Source organism: Amycolatopsis dongchuanensis (assembly GCF_039542405.1).
Lineage (GTDB): Bacteria > Actinomycetota > Actinomycetes > Mycobacteriales > Pseudonocardiaceae > Amycolatopsis_E > Amycolatopsis_E sacchari.
The window spans coordinates 14,674-34,480 of record NZ_BAABIB010000100.1 but is presented as its reverse complement, the minus strand read 5'-3'; the positions used below and the strand labels follow the sequence as shown (position 1 = coordinate 34,480).

Genomic DNA, 19,807 nt, shown 5'->3' with positions numbered 1-19,807 from the left:
ATCAGCTCCCCTTCGGCGGCACGATGTGCAAGTACAGGGTGGTCAGCACGAAGTTGACGAAATACAGCAGCAGGAACGTGATCACCACTGCCTGGTTGACCGAGTCGCCGACGCCTTTCGGGCCGCCACGCGGGTTCAGCCCGCGATAGGAGGCGACCACCCCGGCGACCAGACCGAAGATCAACGCCTTGAGCTCGCTGATGTAGATGTCCGGCAGCTGGGCGAGCGCGTTGAAGCTGGACAGGTACGCGCCGGGCGTGCCGCCCTGCAGGAAGACGTTGAAGAAGTAGCCACCGGCCACACCCACGATGCTGACCAGGCCGTTGAGCAGCACCGCGACGAACGCCATCGCGAGCACGCGTGGGACGATCAGCCGCTGCACCGGGGAGACGCCGAGCACCTTCATCGCGTCGATCTCTTCCCGGATCGTCCTGGACCCGATGTCCGCGCACACCGCGGAGCCACCGGCGCCGGCGATGATCAGCGCGGTGACGATCGGCGCGGCCTGCTGCACAGTGGCCAGCACCCCGGCGGCCCCGGTGAAGGACTGCGCACCGAGCTGCCGAGTCAGCGAACCGAGCTGGAGCGCGATCACCGCGCCGAACGGGATGGACACCAGCGCGCTCGGCAGCAGCGAGACGCTGGCGACGAACCAGGCCTGCTGCAGAAACTCGCGCAGCTGGAACGGGCGCTTGGGCAGCAGCCGGAACACATCGAGGCCGAGCGCGAACAATCGGCCGGTCTCACGGAACGCGCCGACGCCGGGGAAGGAGAACTGCTTGGTGCCGCTCACGAAATGCTCCCGCTGTTCCGGATCACCGGCAGCTCGACCGTGTCGGTGGGCCCGGCCCGGAAATCGCTGTGGTGGCGCCCGGACGCGGCGAGCGTGCTCGCGTCAACGCCGTAGCGGTGTTGTTCTTCCGGGGTGAGTGAGTCGATGATGCCTTCCTGCGCGGCGGGCGGCAGGGTGTGCAGGATCTTCATCACCCGGTCCTTCCGGCGGCGCACCCCCTTGCGCTCGGGCAACCCCGGGGTCGGCTGCAACTGCGGCACCACCCCCCGCACATCCTCGGTGGACCCGTCGTGATGACCCGCATCCGCCTGCGCCTGCTCCCGCGCCATCTGCGCGGAATCCTTCTCCTCACTCATCCCGATCGGACCAAGCCGGCGACCATTGAGGAACTGCTCCACCACCGGCTCATCACTGGTCAGCAACACCTCCCGCGGACCGAACATCACCAGTTCCTTGCGGAACAACATCCCAATGTTGTCCGGCACCGTCCGCGCCAGGTTGATGTTGTGCGTGACGATCAGGATCGTCGCATCGATCTGCGCATTCAAATCGATCAGCAACTGCGACAGATACGCCGTGCGCACCGGATCCAAACCCGAATCCGGCTCATCACACAAAATGATCTCCGGGTCCAGCACCAACGCCCGCGCCAGCCCGGCCCGCTTCCGCATCCCACCGGAGATCTCCCCCGGCAACTTCTTCTCCGCACCGGCCAAACCGGTCATCTCCAGCTTTTCCAGCACGATCCGCTTGATCTCGGACTCGGACTTCTTCGTGTGCTCACGCAGCGGAAACGCCACATTGTCATACAGATTCATCGAGCCGAACAACGCGCCGTCCTGGAACAACACCCCGAACAGCTTCCGCGTCTCGTACAACCGGTGCTCAGAACACGTCACGATGTCCACACCGTTGATCACACAGGAACCCCGGTCCGGCTTCAGCAAGCCGATCATCGACTTCAAAAACACCGACTTACCGGTACCCGACGGCCCCAACATCACCGAGACTTCACCCGGCGGCAGCGTCAACGACACATCACGCCAGATGGCCTGCTTACCGAAAGACTTGGTCAAGCCCTCGATGACCACCTCAGCACCCATCAACACTCCTCGTCGAGTCGATCTGCCGGGACTCTGCCGGGTGGTGACGCCGGCCACCATGGCCACGGGGGCCAACCATGGCCTCCGAGGGCCAAGAACACCGGACTTGGACAGAATCCACAGTGGGCGGCCGCCGGGATGGTCCGCGACAGCCGGCACGTCCGCCGTGCACGTCGCGGTGATCTTCCCAGTAGCGCCGGTCACATGTGTCGTTCCGCGGCGACGATAACCATCGCCGCGGTTGTCACTTACGAACAAAAACGGGGCGGCCGCTCTGTGCCGGAGAGCACCGCGGACCCCAGCCAGCGGCACGCGGTCAACGCCATCTCGACGTCGACCCGGTCGCCGTTGATCGGCCGGCCGCGTACCTCCTCGGCCTTGAGCACCCGGTACTTCACCGAGTTCTTGTGCAGGTTCAGCGCCGCGGCGGCCGCGGTATAGCTGCCACCGCCGGCAAGGAAGACGCGGAGGGTCTCGCGTAACCGCGCATGCTGCTCGTCGTCGGCGGCCAGCGGGCCGAGCACGTGGGTGAGCCAGGCGCGGGTATGTTTCAGGTCCGCGCAGAGCAGTGCCACGGTGCCGACCTGCGCGAACCGGGAGACCAGCGGGGCCCGCTGGCCGGCCGTCACCGCGACGGTCTGCGCCTGGGTGGCCTGCCAGTGCGTCGTGCGGAAGCCTTCCAGGTCGCTCTCGATCTCACCGAGGGCCACCCGTGCCGGGAAATCCCACTCCTTCAAGGTGTTCTCGATGATGTCGTGGTCGACCCGCGCGCCTTCCGCGAAGGGCAGCCAGGCCCAGGAGCTCGCCTCGTCGCAGGGCACGGTCAGCGGGCGTGCCACGCAACCGAGGCGTTCTGCGATGGTCACGATGAGACGGTCCAAATTGGCCAGTTCGAACTCGCGGCGGGCCACGTCGTCGATCCACACCACGATGCCGAGGTGCTGCTGCCGCAGGCGGTAGCCGAGCACGCCCTCCACCACCGACCGGTTCACCGAGCGCCCGGCGAGCAGCTCGCGGATCCTGGCGGCCCGCGCGGTGCTGCGGTTGCGCAGCCAGCTCTCCCGCTCCTCCTCGTAGACCACCGCGACCCGCTGGGACATCAGGTCGATGTAGTCGAAGCTGAAGGTCACGATCCGGCTGGTGATCGCGCTCGTGCGGGTGGCGTCGAAGCCCTCGCGGTGCACCTCCTCGATGAGCAACCGGACCAGGCTGTCCTGGCCGAGGCGGTACGCCCGGATCAAGGCCACCAGCGGCACGTCGTGCTGGGCCAGCCGCCGCGCGTACTCACCGGCCGCCCACGGCGTCTCGAACCCGTCCAGCGCCATGCCGTGCTGCAGCAGGTGCAGCACCGTCTCGACGTTGCTCTCCACGCTGGCGTTGAGCAGCGGCGTCAGCCGCTCGTCCACCCCGAGCTCGGGGATCTCCTCGGACATCCGCTCGATCATGTGCCGCACGAGCGCGGGCACCCGCGAGCGCAGCCGGCTCGCGATGGCCACGATGCTGGCGACTTCGGCATCCTGGATCTCGTCGTCGGCGTCTTCGGTCATGGCTTGGTCACTCGTTCATGGTCTCCACGGCGGTACCCGGCGTGGCCGTCTTACTGGGGGCTACTGAGGGTAAGCGGCGCCGCGGCGACCTCCCAGGGTCATCGAGGCCAGTGAGTTGATATTTTTGGCCAAGCGGTTCGACAGCGGAGTCGGCGGGAGGTGCCATCGTGGGATCCGAGAGTGTGCTGCGCGCGCCCGCGAGCGCCCTGCTCCTGACCAGGCTGGGGATGGAGCGCGGGGTACCGGCCGCGGAGTCCCTTCGCGGGACCGGGCTGCGGATGGCGGATCTGGCCAACCCCGACCAGCCGGTGACCGCCGAGCAGGAAATGACCGTCATCGCCAACCTGGTGCGCACCCTGGGTGACCCGCCGGGGCTGGGCCTGGACGCCGGCCTGCGCTACCACCTCACCACCTACGGCATCTGGGGTTTCGCGCTGATCAGCAGCCCCACCCTGCGTAGCGCCATCTCGGTCGGCCTGCGCTACCTCGACCTGACCTACTCGTTCTGCCGGATGACCCCGGTCGAGGCCGGCGACGAGCTCACCCTGGTCCTCGACGCATCCGCGGCACCGGAGGAGCTGAGACGCTTCCTGCTGGAACGGGACGCGGCGGCGATCCACACCATCCAGCGCGAGCTGCTCGCCGCGCCGAGCCGGCTGCATCGGGTCAGCTTCGCGTTCGCTCCACCCGCCGGCGGCCTCGCTCGCTACACCGAGGTCTTCGGGCTGCGGCCCGAGTTCGGCGCGGCGGCCGACTCGGTCTCGTTCGACCGGGCGAGCCTCGATTCGCCACTCCCCCAGGCGGAACCCCTCACCGCGAGCCTGGCAGAAGCCCAGTGCCGGCGGCTGCTCGAACAGCGGCGGACCAGGACCGGGCTGCCGAACCGGGTCCGCGAGGTGCTGCTCGGCCGGCCGCAGGCGCCACCGACGGTGGTCGAGGTGGCGAGCAGGCTGCACCTGTCGCCGAGAACGCTGCGCCGGCGGCTGTCCGAGGAGGGAACGTCCTACCGCTGCCTGCTCGACGAGGTGCGTGAGGAGCTGGCCGACGAACTGCTGGACGCCGGGCGGCTGACGGTCGAGGAAGTCGCCTACCGGCTGGGGTACGCCGAGACGTCCAGCTTCACGCACGCCTTCCGGTGGTGGAAGGGGGTCAGCCCCAGGGCGCACCGGCGGGCAGTCCGGGCCCACCCGCGACCGGGTCACCGCTGACCAGGGCCTTTGTACGTTTCGAACAAACGGGTTGCGCAGATTCGTCTTCCGAACCTATGGAACGGATCACAGTGGGTTCGTACCTTTGCCCGCACTGGAGCGGTATATCTGCTGTAACCCGAGGAGCGACATGCACTTGGCAACGCTGCCGGACGTGCGCGCGGAACAACGACCCGATGCCCCCGCACTTGCCGACGATGCCGTGAACCTGAGCAACGCCGATTTCCTGGATCGGGTGCTCCGGGCCGCAACAACCCTGCGGCGGCACGGGATCGCCAGCGGCGATGTGGTGGCGGTTCGGCTCCCCAATCGCGTCGAACTCGTCATCACCCTGTTCGCGGCCTGGCGGCTCGGTGCCGCGGTGACCCCGATCAACCCCGCGCTGACCGCCGCCGAGGCCGAATATCAGATCGCCGATTCCGGCGCGAAGATCGTCATCGCCGAGTCCGCGGATATTGCGGTGAAAACAATCGGCGTGGCCGAACTCGAAGGCTCGATCGACGACGCCGTCCTGGCGTCCTCGCCGCCGGTCGAGGTCGACACGCTGGCCTTGCTGATCTATACCAGCGGCACCACCGGCAAGCCGAAGGGCGTGATGCTCGATCACGCCAACCTGCTGGCGATGTGCTCGATGGCCATCGAGTCCGTCGGGCTCGGCGATGACCAGCACAGCCTGCTGATCCTGCCGCTGTTCCACGTCAACGGAATCGTGGTCAGCATCCTGTCGCCACTGATCGCCGGCGGCCGCGCCACGATCGCCGGGAAATTCAGCCCGAAGACGTTCTTCCGCGTCATCGAGACCGTGCGGCCGACCTACTTTTCGGCGGTGCCCGCCATTTACGCGATGCTGACGGCACTACCGGAGGAGGTGCGGCCGGACACATCCTCACTGCGGTTGGCGGTCTGCGGTGCCGCGCCGATGCCGGCCGAACTCATCGAGCGGTTCGAAAACCGTTTCGGCGTCACCATCATCGAGGGCTACGGGCTCTCGGAAGGCACCTGCGCGTCGACGATCAACCCGATCGACGGTGTCCGCAAGCCCGGCACGGTCGGGCTGCCGATGAAGGGGCAGGAAGTCGCGATCATGGACGCCGCCGGCAATCTCCTCCCGGCCGGCGAGACCGGCGAGGTCGTCGTGCGCGGCCCCAACGTGATGCGCGGTTACCTCAACAAGCCGGAGGAGACCGCGAAGACCATTGTGGACGGTTGGCTGCACACCGGCGACGTCGGCCGGTTCGACGAGGATGGCTACCTCGTGCTCGTCGACCGGATCAAGGACATGATCATCCGCGGCGGGGAGAACATCTACCCCAAGGAGATCGAATCCGTGCTCTACGGCCATCCCGGGGTGCTAGAAGCCGCGGTGATCGGCGCCCCGCACGAGGTGCTCGGTGAGGTGCCGCTGGCGTTCGTCGCCCTGCGGCCGGGAGCCTCGGTCGGCACGGACGAACTGCACGAGCTGTGCCGCGGCTCGTTGTCCAAGTACAAGCTTCCCGCCGACATCGTCACGATGGACGCGCTGCCGAAGAACTCCGTCGGCAAGATCGACAAGCCTGCCCTGCGCGCGGGCCTCGCGGCCACGGCGGGCTCACCCGCCTGATTCGCCACCGGCATCCCCCAGAACGAAGGACCACCATGGGATTCATCTCGCCCTTGTTACCCGACCTCGACCTCAAGGAATGGCGGTCGAGGCCGCATCTCCAGCGCATCCGTCCGCTCGCCCAGCACTGGGCGGAAAACGGCTTCGGCACGCCGTATGCCGTGTACCTGCTCTACGTCGTCAAGCTCGTCGGCTACGTGCTCGGTGCGATCGCGGTCATCTCGGCGACCCCCGGCCTCGGCTCGGTCGGAGATTTCGGGTCCTGGTGGACCGAACCGATCGTCTACCAGAAGGTCGTGGTCTGGACCCTGCTCTACGAGGTGCTCGGGTTCGGTTGCGGCTCGATGCCGCTGACCTTCCGGTTCCTGCCGCCGATCGGCGGCTTCCTCTACTGGCTGCGGCCGGGCACCGTGCGGCTGCCACCGTGGCCGGACAAGGTGCCGCTCACCCGCGGCACCCGGCGCTCCATTGTGGACGTCGCGCTGTACGTGGTGGTGATCGCGTCGGCGGTGTGGCTGCTCTGCTCGCCGGGGACCGCGGACAGCGTCCCGCCGGGCAACACGGTCGGGCTGCTCGACCCGGTCCGGATAATCCCGCTGGTGGTCGCGCTGCCGCTGCTGGGCCTGCGGGACAAGACGATCTTCCTGGCCGCGCGCGGTGAGCAGTACTGGCTGACCCTGCTGGTGTTCTTCTTCCCCTACCTGGACATGATGGTCGGCCTGAAACTGATCATGGTCGGGCTCTGGTGGGGCGCGGCGACCTCCAAGCTCAACCGGCACTTCCCGTTCGTGGTCGCCGTCATGATCAGCAACAGCCCGTTGCAGCGGGTCAAGTGGATCAAGCGCAAGCTCTACCGCGACTTCCCGCACGACCTGCGGCCCTCGAAGCTCTCCGGATTCGCCGCGCACACCGGAACGGTCATCGAGTACCTGCTCCCGCCGGTGCTCTTCTTCTCCCACGGCGGCATCGTCACCACCGTCGCGCTGACCATCATGGTGATCTTCCACCTGCACATCCTGTCCACCTTCCCGATGGGCGTGCCGCTGGAATGGAACATCTTCTTCATCTTCTCCGCGCTGTTCCTGTTCGGGCACTACGCCGAGATCGGGCTGTCCGACTTCGGTTCGCCGCTGCTCGCGGCGCTGCTGCTGGTCTGCCTGGTCGGGCTGCCGGTGCTGGGCAACATGAAGCCGCACCTGGTCTCGTTCCTGCCGTCGATGCGCTACTACGCGGGCAACTGGGCCACCAGCCTGTGGGTGTTCCGCAAGGGCAGCGAGCAGAAGCTGACCAAGCACATCGTCACCGCCGCGGCCACCCCCAAGGAGCAGCTCACCAAGCTCTACGACGAGGAGAAGGCCGAGCTGATGCTGCAGAAGGCGATGGCGTGGCGGTCCATGCACAGCCACGGCCGGGCGCTCAACGGCCTGCTGTGCCGGGCGGTGGACAACCTCGACGACTACGACGTGCGCGAAGGCGAGTTCGCCGCCGGCATGGTGCTCGGCTGGAACTTCGGCGAAGGCCACCTGCACAACGAGCAGCTGATCGATGCCGTCCAGCAGCGGTGTAACTTCGCCCCGGGCGAGCTGCGGGTGATCATGCTCGAATCGCAGCCGATCCAGCGCCAGCGCCAGCACTACCGGATCGTCGACGCGGCGACCGGGCAGCTCGAGGAGGGTTACGTGGCCGTCAAGGACATGGTCACCCGCCAGCCGTGGCTCGACGACCAGGACCCGAGCATCCCCGTCCAGGTCCTGCGCCGCACGCCGTGGCAGCGCGACCGGCGTGGTGCGCCGGCCCATGACTGACGCGATCGTGGTGGGGGCCGGCCCGAACGGGCTGGCCTCCGCCGTCGCACTGGCCAGGCGCGGCCTGCGCGTCACGGTCGTCGAGGGCGCGGACGAGATCGGCGGTGGCACCAGGAGCAGCGAGCTGACCGTGCCGGGGGTGCTGCACGACCACTGCTCCGCGGTGCACCAGATCGCCGTCGGTTCCCCGTTCCTCGCCTCGCTCGGCCTGGATCGCTACGGCCTGCAATGGGCCCTGCCCGAAGTGGACCTCGCCCACCCGCTCGACTCCGGCGACCCCGGGGTGCTGCTGCGGGCCGTCGACGCCACGGCCGACGGCCTCGGCGTCGACGGCCCGGCGTGGCAGCGCCTGTTCGGCCCGCTCGCCGACGGCTTCGACGCGCTGGCCGAAGAGCTGATGCGGCCCGTGGTCCACCTGCCGAGGCATCCGATACACCTGGCGCGGTTCGGGCTGCGCGCGCTGCAACCGGCCACCGCCGTCGCGCGCCGGTGGCGGACCGACCGGGCACGCGCACTGTTCGCCGGGGTGGCCGCGCACGCGTTCCATCCGCTGACCCGGCCGACCACCGCGGCGATCGGGCTGATGCTGACCGCGGCCGGGCACCGGTTCGGCTGGCCGGTCGCGGTCGGCGGGTCGAGGGCGATCACCGACGCGCTCGCCGCGATGCTGACCGAGCTCGGTGGCACCATCGAGACCGGGATCGTGGTGCGCTCGCTCGCCGAGCTGCCGCCGTCGAAGGTGGTGCTGCTCGACCTCGCCCCCGCCGCCGCCGCGGAGGTCATCGGCGACCGCCTGCCCGGCCGCGTCCGGCACGCGTACCGGCGATGGAAGCACGGGCCGGGAGCGTTCAAGGTCGACCTGGCCGTCGAGGGCGGGTTGCCGTGGCGCGACGAGGCCTGCCGCAAGGCGGGCACCGTGCACGTCGGCGGGACGCTGGAGGAGATCGTGCACGCCGAGCGGGAGACGGCCCACGGCCGGATGCCGGAGCGCCCGTTCGTGCTGGTGTCGCAGCAGTACCTGGCCGACCCCAGCCGGTCGGCCGGCAACGTCCATCCGATCTGGGCCTACGCGCACGTCCCGAACGGTTACCCGGGCGACGCCACCGACACGATCCTCGACCAGATCGAGCGCTTCGCACCGGGCCTGCGGGAGCGGATCGTCGGCAAGTTCGTCCGGTCCACCACCGAGATGGCGCGGTACAACCCGAACTACGTCGGCGGCGACATCATCACCGGGGCCAACACCCCGTTGCAGGTGGCGATCCGGCCGCGCCTCGCGCTCGACCCCTACCGCACCGGTGTGCCCGGGGTGTTCCTGTGCTCCGCGGCCACACCCCCCGGCGCCGGCGCGCACGGAATGTGCGGCTTCAACGCGGCCGAGTCCGCCCTGCGCTTCCTCGGCCACTGAGACGCCGAGTTGGCCGGTCCGGGCACCGAGTTGGCCGGTTCGGGCGGCGACTTGGCCACTTCAGGCACCGACTTGGCCGGTTCGAGCGGCGAGTTGGCCGGTTCGGTGCGTGACCGGCCGCCTCGGATTCGCGCGGCCGCCGCAGCCCGCCAACACAACGCCCGAAGTGGCCAACCGGACGCCGCAACCGGCCAACTCGGCACCGCAGACAGCCAACTCGGTGCCGCAAGCGGCCAACTCGGTGCCGCAGACAGCCAACTCGGTGCGCGAAGGCTAAGTCGCGTCCTCGGCGAACTTCGAGGTGCTGTCCAGCAGGCCGTAGGTACCGGCCAGCCCGGCGGCCTCCACCCGGTTGGCCGCACCGATCTTGTTCAGCAGCGAGGCGACCATCCGCTTGGCGGTGCGCTCGGAGACCAGCATCCGGTTGGCGATGTCATTGGTCTCCAGGCCACGCGCGAGGAACGTCCACAGCCGCAGATCCTGCGAACCGAGCCCTTCCAGCAGCGCCTCCGGCGGCTTCCTGGTCGCGGTCAGCAGCAGGTCGAGCAGCTCCCCTTCGAGCACCCGGAACCCGGCCGCCACCGTCAGCAACGGCGCGACGAGAACCTCCGGGTCCGCCGACTTGGTCAGGTAACCGTCCGCGCCGGCCCGCAGCGCCTGCTCGGCGAGTTCGAGATCGTCCGAACCGGACAGTGCGAGCACCCTGGTTCCCGGAAAACGCCGCTTGATCTGGCGAATCGCCGCGGTCCCACCGAGCGGCGGCATGGCCAGATCCACGATCGCGAGATCGGCACCGCAGGACTCGACGAGCGCCGGCGCCTCCTCCACGTGGGTGGTGAGGCCGCCGACCTCGAACCGGTCACCGGCATTGGTCGACAGCAGCAGGGCGAGCCCCCTGGCGAACAGTTCGTGGTCGTCCACAATCACGATCACGAGCCGCCGGTCTTTCACCGGCCTAGTATTACACGCACTTTTGACCAAGGGATCCGCACCGCGAGCCCACACAGGGAGGGGTCGGACACGACCATGTCAACTAGCGAGGCCGAGCAAGTCGATCTCGGCGCGACACCGATCGCCAGGGTGATGGTCGGCGTGCGCGTCGTGGTGGTGCTGTCGATCTCGCTGCTGCTGGTCGTCGGCGGCGACAACCTCCGACAGCACCTGCGGCTGGTCATCGTGGTCCTCGTGGTGGCCTGCTGTTACGCGGTCGCGGTCGCCACCCACCCCCGCTGGGAGCTGCGGGGCCGGCGCACCGCCTGGCTGGTCACCGCCCTGGACAGCACCTTCGCGCTGCTCGCGGTCGCCCTGTCCGGCGCGGCAAGCAGCCCGGCGGTGGCCATCCTGCTGCTGGTGGTAACCGCGGCGGCCATCCGCCTGCCGCTGCGGCCCACCGTGCTGCTGGCGTTCACCCTCGGTGCCGCCTACCTGGCGATCGCGCTCTTCGTGGACCCCGGGCTGACGCCCCCTGAGGAGCGGGTTCGCCAGGGCTCCTGGTGGGCCGGCTACCTGGTGCTCACCGGGGTGCTCGGCGCGAGCCTGTCGCGGCTGGTCGAGCGCGAGCGCGAGGCGAGCATCGCGGCGCGGGTGGAGGCGATGGCCGAGCACGCCGCGGCCGAGGAGGAACGGGACCTGCGGCGCCGGCTGCTGGAGTCCTACCAGTCGCAGCAGGACGGGCTGGCCGTGATGCTGCACGAGTTCCGCACCCCGGTGGCCTCGCTGCGGGCGCTGAGCCGCGGCCTGGCCGACCCGGAGAGCAGCATCACCCTGGCCGACCGGGCGGCCAGTACCCGGCTGGTCGCCGAGCACGCGAACCACCTCTCGGACATGCTCGACGCGCTCGCCGACGTCGCCGCGAGCCGCCGTCCCACGTTCAGCACCGGCCGCGTCCGCGCGGTGGAGCTGCGCGGGCTGCTGCTGGCCTCGGCCGACGCCGCGGGCCTTCGCCCACCGCGCCTGCGCCTGCTGCTCGACGAGCAGGATCAGATGGTGACCGCCGATTCGCAACGCCTCCGGCGGGTGCTGACGAACCTGCTGGAGAACGCCGCCCGGCACGGCGAGGGGCATCCCGTGGACGTCGAGGCCAGGGTCGTCGACGAGCATCTCCACGTGCAGGTGCTCGACCGTGGGCCGGGGATCGAACCGGAGAACCTGGAGAAGCTCACCGGCAAGTACACCGCGACCGGTTCGAACCGGGGCACGGCGGGACTGGGGCTGTGGATCGTCGAGCAGATCGTGCAGGCGCTCGGCGGCAAGCTGGAGTTCCGGCAACGCCCCGGCGGCGGCCTGATCGCCCGGTTCGAGGTCCCGGTGGGCTGACCGGGCAACAAAACTGGCACTCCCGGGCCAGAACTGGCGCGCGTGGCCCCCTTCCCGGCGACCCGTTTGCGTAATCCTGTGGGCCCGCGTTCAACGCGGACAACGTAGTTCCCGAACCGGAGTCCAGGGAGTCGTCATGCCCATCGACCGCAGTATCGAACACGGTAACCGCACCGGATTCGGCAGCCTTTCCCAAGGCGGCCTCCGTCTCGACTCGTTCCCGATGAAGCTGTTCCGCAAGGGCAACAAGAAGTTCTGGAACCCCGACGACATCGACCTCTCGCAGGACGCGGCGGACTTCGCGGCGCTGAGCGAGGACGAGAAGCGGATGACCTGCGTCCTTGCCGCGAACTTCATGGCAGGCGAGGAATCGGTGACCCAGGACCTCCAGCCGTTCATGAACGCGATGGCGGCGGAAGGGCGCCTCGGCGACGAGACGTATCTGACGCAGTTCACCTTCGAAGAGGGCAAGCACATGCAGGCCTTCCGGATGTGGTTCGACGCCGTCGGGGTGACCGAGGACCTGCACGCGTTCACCGAGAACGGTGACTCGTACCGCAAGATCTTCATGGAGGAGCTGCCGTCCTCGCTGTACGCGCTGTCCGAGGACACCTCGCCGGCCGCGCAGATCCGGGCCTCGGTGACCTACAACCATGTCGTCGAAGGCTGCCTCGCGCTGACCGGCTACTTCGCCTGGGCGAAGATCTGCCACAGCCGCGGAATCCTGCCCGGCATGCAGCAGATCGTCAAGTACATCGGCGACGACGAGCGCCGCCACATGGCGTGGGGCACCTTCACCTGCCGCCGGCACGTGGCCGCCGACGACGCGAACTGGGACGTCGTGTCCGGGCGCATGCAGGAGCTGCTGGAGCCGGCCGTCGGCCTGATCACCGAGATGCTCGCGCCGTTCGGCGAGAACCCGCCGTTCGGGGTCAGCGTGCAGGCCATGACCGAGTACGCGCTGGACAAGGTCAGCCGCCGCCTGCAGTCGATCGAAAGCGCCCGCGGCCGTGCGGTCGAGGAGATCGACGACGACTACTCGCCGATGACCCTGGAAGACAAGTTCGCCGAAGAAGACCGGGTGCACACCGAGGCCGCGGCCGGAGTGGCCGGTTGAGCGCGCCCACCCGGGTCGATCTCCTGCTGGTAGGCGCCGGACCGGTCGGTCTGTTCGGCGCCTACTACGCGGGGTTTCGCGGGTTGAGCGTGGCCGTGATGGACTCGCTGCCGCAGGTCGGCGGGCAGGTCAGCGCGCTGTACCCGCAGAAGAACATCTATGACATCGCCGGGTTCCCCAGTGTCAAGGGCCAGGAGCTGGTCGACCGCCTGTTCCGGCAGGCCGCGCCGTTCGACCCGCTCTACCTGCTCGGGCAGCAGGCGGAGCGGCTGGAACACCGGGACGGCAAGGTCGTGGTCACCAGCCACGAAGGCGTCACCGTCGAGGCCGGCGCCGTGGTGATCACGGCAGGCGTCGGCTCCGCCAGCCCGCGGCCGCTGCCCTGCGGCGAGCAGTACCTCGGCCGGGGCCTGCACTACTTCGTGCCGGACCTGGACGTGTTCACCGGCCGGGACGTGGTCGTGGTCGGCGGGGGCGACTCGGCGGTGGACTGGGCGCTGGCCGCCGTCGAGAAGGCGAAGAGTGTCCGGTTGGTACACCGGCGGCAGGCGTTCCGGGCGCACGAGCACTCCGTGGCCCAGCTGCACGCGTCGCGATGCGAGCTGCTGCTGGACGCGCAGGTTTCCGCGCTGCACGGCGACGACCGGGTGACCGCGGTCGAGGTCGGCACCGGCGAGGGACCCGTCGTCGTGCCGGCGGACGTCGTGGTCGCCGCGCTCGGCTTCAAGCTGCAGCTCGGCCCGATCGCGTCGTGGGGACTGGAACTGCGCGACCGCTCGATCCTGGTCGACGCGACGATGGCCACCAACCTCCCCCAGGTGTACGCGGCTGGCGACATCGCGACGCACGACGGCAAGGTCAAGCTGATCGCCGTCGGTTTCGGCGAGGTCGCCACCGCCGTCAACAACGCGGCCGCCGTGCTGCAACCGGAAGTCGGCCTGGCCCCCGGCCACTCGTCCGACGCACCGCCGGCCGCGCTCGAACGGGTCCAGGCATAGCGAAGGAGAAGACAATGGCGTTCGTGATCGGCGAACCGTGCGTCGACGAGATGGACAAGTCGTGCATCGAGGAATGCCCGGTCGACTGCATTTACGAGGGCGAGCGGATGATGTACATCCACCCCACCGAGTGCATCGACTGCGGCGCCTGCGAAGCGGTCTGCCCGGTCGAAGCGATCCGGCCCGCGCAACGCCTCGACGAGCGGTGGCTGCCCTTCCAGGAGACCAGCCGCGAGGTGTTCGCCGAGATCGGCTCCCCAGGCGGATCGACGAATGTGGACGGCAAGCTGACCGACCCGCCGTTCGTCGCCGAGCTGGAAAAGGACGTGTGATGGCTGTCCTCGACCGGGAAAACCCTCTGCCCGACCCCTCCGGCCCGGTACTCAGCGAAGCCGAGGCGCGCGCGGTTCGCCGCGGGGTGCCCGACCCCGGCATCCCACTGGCCCGCGCGTCCGCCCCGACGGTGGTGCTGTTCCTGGCTTCCCTGGTGTTGTGGGTCTTCGCCACCTGGCTGGTGCTCGGCACCGAGACCTCCGCGTGGCTGACCATCCCCCTGCACGCCGTGGTCACCTTCACCATGTTCACCGTGCTCCACGAGGCCACCCACCACGCGGCAGGCCGGTGGACCTGGGTCAACGAGGTACTCGGCCGGCTGTCCCTGCCGTTCGTGGCGAGTTACGTGAGTTTCGGCGCGATCCGGTACATCCACATCGAGCACCACCGCAACACCAACGAGGACATCGGCACCGACCCGGACGCGTGGACCAGCCACGGCCCCTGGTGGCAGCTGCCGTACCGGTGGCTGACCATCGACGCCTGGTACGTGCGGTTCTACGTGCCGCGCATGCCACGCCGGCCGAGGGGCGAGTCCTGGGAAACCGTGGTGATGGTGACGCTCAGCCTGGCCGGCGCCTGCGCCGCGATCGCCACCGGCCACCTGTGGGAACTCGCGGTGATCTACCTGATCCCGCAGCGGATCGGCCTTGCCGTGCTCGCCTGGTGGTTCGACTGGTTGCCGCACCACGGGTTGCCGGAAACCGCGGCGCAGAACCGGTTCCGCGCCACCAGGATGCGGGTGGGCATGGAATGGCTGCTCACCCCGGTGATGCTGTACCAGAACTACCACCTGGTGCACCACCTGCACCCGGCGATCCCGTTCTACCGGTACGTGCAGGCGTGGCGGCGCAACCAGGAGGCCTACCTCGACCGCGACGTGCCGATCCTGACCGCCTGGGGCCGCGAGCTCACCGCGTCGGAGTACCGCGCGTGGCGGCGGCTCACCGACTCCTTCCCCAGCGAACCCAGTGCCCGCCCGGAATTCCACCGGCTGACCGTGTCCGAGGTGCGGCCGCTGACCGCGGACAGCGTGTCCATCAGCTTCGACGTGCCCGCCGAGCTGCGTGCCGATTTCCGGTTCCGGCCTGGCCAGCACCTCACGCTGCGCCGGTTCGTCAACGGTGCCGAGCTGCGCCGTACCTACTCGATCTGCGCGTCCGCGAGTTCCGATCTACTCCGTATCGCGGTCAAGCGGATCGGCGAGTTCTCCGGCTATCTCACCGAGCAGGTCCGGGCCGGTGACGTGCTGGAGGTGCTGCCCCCGGCCGGCCGGTTCACCCTCGAACCGTTGCCAGGTAACGCGAAACACTACGTCGGCATCGCCGCGGGCAGCGGGATCACGCCGATCATCTCGATGCTCAGCACCGCGCTCGCGGTGGAGGAGGAAAGCCGGTTCACGCTGCTCTACGGCAACCGGACGAGCGCGTCCACGATGTTCCGGGACGAGCTGGAAATGCTCGCGCGGCAGTTCGAGGGGCGGCTGCGGATCATCCACTTCCACACCGGAGAGCGGACCGAGTTCCGTCCCGGCTCCCATTTCGAGGAGCGGGTGGACGGGCGGATCACCACCGAGCGGTTGGCCGAGTTGCTCGGTGGCGCGCTGTCTCCGGCCAAGGTCGACGCCTGGTACCTGTGCGGTCCGCAGGCGCTGATCGAGGACACCCGCGCGTTGCTCGACGAGCACGGTGTCGCGTCAGGGACCGTCCACTTCGAACTGTTCCGCACCGAGTCCGGGCAGTCCGCTGTGGAGGGTGCGGTGGCCGCCACGATCACCGCGACGGTCGGTGGGAAGCTAGCCACCGCCGACGGCACCGGGCAGGAGTCGGTGCTGGAGTCCCTGCTGCGCGCTGGCGTCGACGCACCGTACGCCTGTATGGGCGGCGCCTGCGGCACCTGCCGCGCCAAGGTGGTGCGGGGCACCGGCGAGATGGAACTCAACTACGCGCTCAGCGACGACGAGGTCGCCGCGGGGTACGTACTCACCTGCCAGACCAGACCGACCAGCGACCGCTTCGACGTCGACTACGACGCCTGAGGCACCAGCCGTGTCCGCGCTTCGTGCGCGCGTGTCGCACCTTCACGCGCACGTGTCCGCACTGCATGCACACGTGTCCGCACTTCCCGACCACGTGTCGCGCATGCGTGCACTCGCACACGGCACGCGCGGCCCGGGAGGCTCGGGTGACCGTGCACGGATCGCGGACACGTGCGCACAGGGCGCGGACACGAACACACGCCCGTACGCAGTCTACGAACACCCGTACACGCATCGCAGACACACGCGCACAGCGTGCGAACACCCGTACACAGGCCGCGGACACGCGTACACAGAGCGCGGACACGAGTACAGAGATGGGACATGACCATGAGCTATGACTACGACGTTGTGGTGATCGGCTCCGGCTTCGGCGGCTCGGTCACGGCGTTACGCCTGACCGAAAAGGGCTACCGCGTCGGCGTGCTCGAGGCCGGCAGGCGGTTCGACGAGTCCAGCTATCCGAAGACGTCCTGGGATGTGCGGAACTTCCTCTGGGCACCCAAACTCGGCTGTTTCGGGCTGCAGCGCATCGCCCTGCTGCGCGATGTCGTCGTGCTCGCCGCGGCCGGGGTCGGCGGCGGCTCGCTGCTGTACGCCAACACGCTGTACGAACCGTCGTCCGACTCCTTCTACAACGACCCGCAGTGGCGGGACATCACCGACTGGCGCGCGGAACTCGCCCCGCACTACGACCAGGCCAAGCGGATGCTCGGCGTGGTGCGCAACCCGCTGCACACCCCGGCCGACACGGTGATGCGCGAGGTCGCCGAGGACATGGGCGTCGGCGACACCTTCCGGCTGACCCCGGTCGGGGTGCTCTTCGGCCCGGAGGGCACGAAACCGGGCACCGAGATCGCCGACCCGTTCTTCGGCGGCGCCGGGCCCACCCGCCGGACCTGCATCGGCTGCGGTTCGTGCATGACCGGCTGCCGGCACAACGCGAAGAACACGCTGCCGAAGAACTACCTGCACCTGGCCGAAGCCAACGGCGCGCAGGTGCATCCGCTGACCACGGTCACCGAGGTGCGCCCGCTACCCGGCGGCGGGTACGCCGTGCGCACGGTCCGCACCGGCAAGGCGCCGAGCCCGAAGCACGCCCGCACCTTCACCGCAGAGCAGGTGGTGTTCGCCGCCGGCACCTACAACACGCAGAAGCTCCTGCACCGGCTGCGCGACGACGGCGCCCTGCCGAACATCTCGCGCCGGCTCGGCGAGCTCACCCGCACCAACTCCGAATCCATCCTCAGCGCCAAGTCACGGCTGCCCGGCGCCGACTACAGCACCGGGATCGCCATCACGTCCTCGTTCCATCCCGACGAGAACACCCATGTCGAGCCGGTCCGGTACGGCAAGGGCAGCAACGCGATGGCGCTGCTGCAGACCGCGCTGACCGACGGCGGCGGGCGGGTGCCCCGCTGGCTGCGCTGGCTGAAGGAAATCGCCAGCAACCCCCGGCACCTGTCCTGGCACCTCTGGCCGCGCCGCTGGTCGGAGAAGTCGATCATCCTGCTGGTCATGCAGTCGCTCGACAACTCGATCACCGTCTTCGGCCGCAAGGGACTCTTCGGGCGCCACAAGCTCAGCTCGAAGCAGGGCCACGGCGAACCGAACCCCAGCTGGATCCCGGCCGCGAACGACGCCGCGCGGCGCACCGCGGAGAAGATCGACGGCATCGCGGGCGGCACGATCGGCGAGATCGCGAACATCCCGCTGACCGCGCACTTCATCGGCGGCTGCCCGATCGGCGACTCGCCGGACAGCGGTGTGATCGACCCGTGGCACCGGCTCTACGGCCACCCGGGGCTGCACGTGATCGACGGCTCCACGGTCTCGGCGAACCTGGGTGTCAACCCCTCGCTCACCATCACCGCGCAGGCCGAGCGGGCGATGTCGTTCTGGCCGAACAAGGGGCAGCCGGATCCCCGGCCACCGGTCGGCGAGCGCTACCGACGACTGCCCGCCGTCGAACCGAAGCGGCCGGCCGTCCCGAGCGGCGCGCCGGGGGCGCTGCGGCTGCCGGTCGTCGAGGTGCGCTCGAAGCGTTGAGCCGAGCCTGGTGCAGCGCAATCGGATGACCGGGCCGCGAAACCCTGCTCCGTCACACGGCTGGGGTCGGCGGCCCGTCTCCACACATCCGGACCATCGGCACGACACGTCCGGCGGCCCGCGCCACCCGGCCTCACGAGACACACGTAGGCATCGGCGGCCAGCTTCACGAAGACACACCTAGGCATCGGCGGCAGCGCGAGGGCCCTGGCGGCGACTCTCCGTCGTCCGCCAGGGTCCAGCGCCCGACGGAGAGTCGCAGCGCCGCCAACGCGCGCTCGTCCGGCAGCCCCATCGCGGCGAGTACCGGCGATGGTCGTTCGCCGCCCTCGTGGCAGGCGGGCCGGCCTCGACTTCACGATCGTCGATGCGCACCCGAACACCGGCGACTCGTGGCGGCAGCGGTGGGACTCGCTCGGGCTCGACTCGGCACTGATCAGCGGGGTCGCGGGCGAGTCAACGCGCCTGCTGCGGCACCTGCTCGTGCCGCGTCAAGCAGTGCTATTCCCGCTGCCCGATCAGGAATGGCGAACACCCGGTCGCCAAGTGCGGACACCCGGTCGCCAACGTCGGACACGCGGTCACAGATCGCGGACACGCGGTCATCAGGTGCGGACACGCCGGGGGCGGAGCCCAAGCCCGATCTCGGGCGTGTCCGCGATCCGTGCGCGTGTGTCCGCGGTCTGCGTACGCGTGTCCGCGGTCTGTGCGCGGGTGTCCGCGGGTGGCGTACGCGTGTCCGCGGTCTGTGCGCGGGTGTCCGCGGGTGGCGGCGTGGGCACCGGCACCGCAGAGGCACCGGCACCGGCACCGGCGACATTCGGGACAACGGTGCCGGACGGAGCGTTACGGAACCGCTGAGCCGGGCTCGGGGATCGCGGCCGGCGGCAGCTCCCGCTGCTCGGCGACCGGCCACCGGTCCGGCCGGCTGCCGAGCGGGTCCAGCTGCTCGATCTGCCACCGGCACCACGGGGAAACCGTGCGACGCCCGGCGAGCACGTCCGTGGCGAACTCCGTCCAGTCCGTCCACGCGAAGTCGGCCACCTCCGCCTCGTCGACCTCCGGTTCGCCGTCGGTGGTCGCTCGGAAGACCGGGCAGACCTCGTTCTCCACCATGCCGTTGTCCATGACCGCCCGGTAGCGGAACCGGGGCAGCACCGGATCGACCCGGTTCGTGGTGAGTCCGAGCTCCTGCCGCAACCGGCGGGCCACCGCCACCGTCAGCGGCTCGCCGGGCGCCGGATGGCCACAGCAGCTGTTCGTCCACACCCCCGGCCAGGTCTTCTTGTCATCCGCTCGCCGGGTGATCAAGAACCGTCCGTCGGAGTCGAACACGTAGCAGGAAAATGCGAGATGCAGCGGGGTGTCCATGCCATGTACCGCCGCCTTCTCGGCGGTTCCCGCCGGCCGGCCGTGCTCGTCGACCAGAATGACGCGTTCCTCGCTCACTACCGACCTCCCCGGGCACCCTGCGGCAGGGCACCGCCACCAG

Annotated in this window: 15 protein-coding genes; 10 read left to right on the top strand and 5 right to left on the bottom strand. The window is 69.3% G+C overall.

What is annotated here, in order from left to right:
• Window position 1: 1 nt before the first annotated feature.
• The 3 genes from ABFX51_RS27075 to ABFX51_RS27065 form a co-directional block, all read right to left on the bottom strand.
• Entirely contained in the window at window positions 2-793 is a 792-nt protein-coding gene (locus tag ABFX51_RS27075; RefSeq protein WP_017985013.1) for an MlaE family ABC transporter permease, read from the bottom strand.
• Window positions 790-1,896, bottom strand: a complete 1,107-nt coding sequence (locus ABFX51_RS27070) for an ABC transporter ATP-binding protein (protein ID WP_017985014.1) — start codon at window positions 1,894-1,896, stop codon at window positions 790-792. The genes ABFX51_RS27075 and ABFX51_RS27070 overlap by 4 nt, the downstream gene beginning before the upstream one ends.
• A 248-nt stretch (window positions 1,897-2,144) precedes the next feature.
• The gene (locus ABFX51_RS27065) at window positions 2,145-3,443 is read right to left on the bottom strand and encodes a PucR family transcriptional regulator (RefSeq protein WP_346055293.1); all 1,299 of its coding nucleotides are present in this window, start codon (window positions 3,441-3,443) and stop codon (window positions 2,145-2,147) included.
• A gap of 167 nt (window positions 3,444-3,610) precedes the next feature.
• Here ABFX51_RS27065 and ABFX51_RS27060 point away from each other — a divergent pair, with 167 nt between their 5' ends.
• From ABFX51_RS27060 to ABFX51_RS27045, 4 genes are all read left to right on the top strand, one after another.
• Window positions 3,611-4,651 carry an AraC family transcriptional regulator gene (locus tag ABFX51_RS27060; RefSeq protein ID WP_346055291.1) on the top strand — a complete coding sequence of 347 codons (1,041 nt, stop codon included), beginning with the start codon at window positions 3,611-3,613 and terminating at the stop codon, window positions 4,649-4,651.
• 130 nt (window positions 4,652-4,781) lie between these two features.
• Entirely contained in the window at window positions 4,782-6,251 is a 1,470-nt protein-coding gene (locus ABFX51_RS27055; RefSeq protein ID WP_346055305.1) for a class I adenylate-forming enzyme family protein, read from the top strand.
• Between the two features lie 35 nt (window positions 6,252-6,286).
• A complete protein-coding gene (locus tag ABFX51_RS27050) occupies window positions 6,287-8,056 on the top strand; it encodes a DUF3556 domain-containing protein (RefSeq protein ID WP_346055290.1) in 1,770 nt (589 codons plus the stop codon).
• Window positions 8,049-9,464, top strand: coding sequence for a phytoene desaturase family protein (locus tag ABFX51_RS27045; protein ID WP_346055289.1), 1,416 nt, complete (start codon window positions 8,049-8,051; stop codon window positions 9,462-9,464). Before ABFX51_RS27050 ends, ABFX51_RS27045 begins: the two co-directional genes overlap by 8 nt.
• A 273-nt stretch (window positions 9,465-9,737) precedes the next feature.
• On the opposite strand, the gene ABFX51_RS27040 is transcribed toward ABFX51_RS27045, so the two are convergent.
• Window positions 9,738-10,415 carry a response regulator gene (locus ABFX51_RS27040; protein WP_346055288.1) on the bottom strand — a complete coding sequence of 226 codons (678 nt, stop codon included), beginning with the start codon at window positions 10,413-10,415 and terminating at the stop codon, window positions 9,738-9,740.
• 75 nt (window positions 10,416-10,490) lie between these two features.
• Here ABFX51_RS27040 and ABFX51_RS27035 point away from each other — a divergent pair, with 75 nt between their 5' ends.
• The 6 genes from ABFX51_RS27035 (at window position 10,491) to ABFX51_RS27010 (ending at window position 18,315) form a co-directional block, all read left to right on the top strand.
• Window positions 10,491-11,780, top strand: a complete 1,290-nt coding sequence (locus tag ABFX51_RS27035) for a sensor histidine kinase (protein ID WP_346055287.1) — start codon at window positions 10,491-10,493, stop codon at window positions 11,778-11,780.
• A 136-nt stretch (window positions 11,781-11,916) separates the two neighbouring features.
• Window positions 11,917-12,897, top strand: coding sequence for a R2-like ligand-binding oxidase (locus ABFX51_RS27030; RefSeq protein ID WP_017985023.1), 981 nt, complete (start codon window positions 11,917-11,919; stop codon window positions 12,895-12,897).
• Window positions 12,894-13,895 carry an NAD(P)/FAD-dependent oxidoreductase gene (locus tag ABFX51_RS27025; protein WP_017985024.1) on the top strand — a complete coding sequence of 334 codons (1,002 nt, stop codon included), beginning with the start codon at window positions 12,894-12,896 and terminating at the stop codon, window positions 13,893-13,895. The genes ABFX51_RS27030 and ABFX51_RS27025 overlap by 4 nt, the downstream gene beginning before the upstream one ends.
• A 14-nt stretch (window positions 13,896-13,909) precedes the next feature.
• Entirely contained in the window at window positions 13,910-14,227 is a 318-nt protein-coding gene (gene fdxA, locus ABFX51_RS27020; RefSeq protein WP_017985025.1) for a ferredoxin, read from the top strand.
• On the top strand, window positions 14,227-16,266 hold the full coding sequence (locus tag ABFX51_RS27015) for a fatty acid desaturase (protein ID WP_428832503.1): 2,040 nt from the start codon (window positions 14,227-14,229) through the stop codon (window positions 16,264-16,266). The genes fdxA and ABFX51_RS27015 overlap by 1 nt, the downstream gene beginning before the upstream one ends.
• A 324-nt stretch (window positions 16,267-16,590) precedes the next feature.
• Window positions 16,591-18,315 (top strand): GMC oxidoreductase, encoded by a 1,725-nt coding sequence (locus tag ABFX51_RS27010; protein ID WP_346055286.1) that lies wholly within the window; start codon window positions 16,591-16,593, stop codon window positions 18,313-18,315.
• Between the two features lie 846 nt (window positions 18,316-19,161).
• Here ABFX51_RS27010 and idi read toward each other — a convergent pair.
• Window positions 19,162-19,764, bottom strand: coding sequence for an isopentenyl-diphosphate Delta-isomerase (gene idi / locus ABFX51_RS27005; RefSeq protein WP_346055285.1), 603 nt, complete (start codon window positions 19,762-19,764; stop codon window positions 19,162-19,164).
• Between the last annotated feature and the right edge of the window lie 43 nt (window positions 19,765-19,807).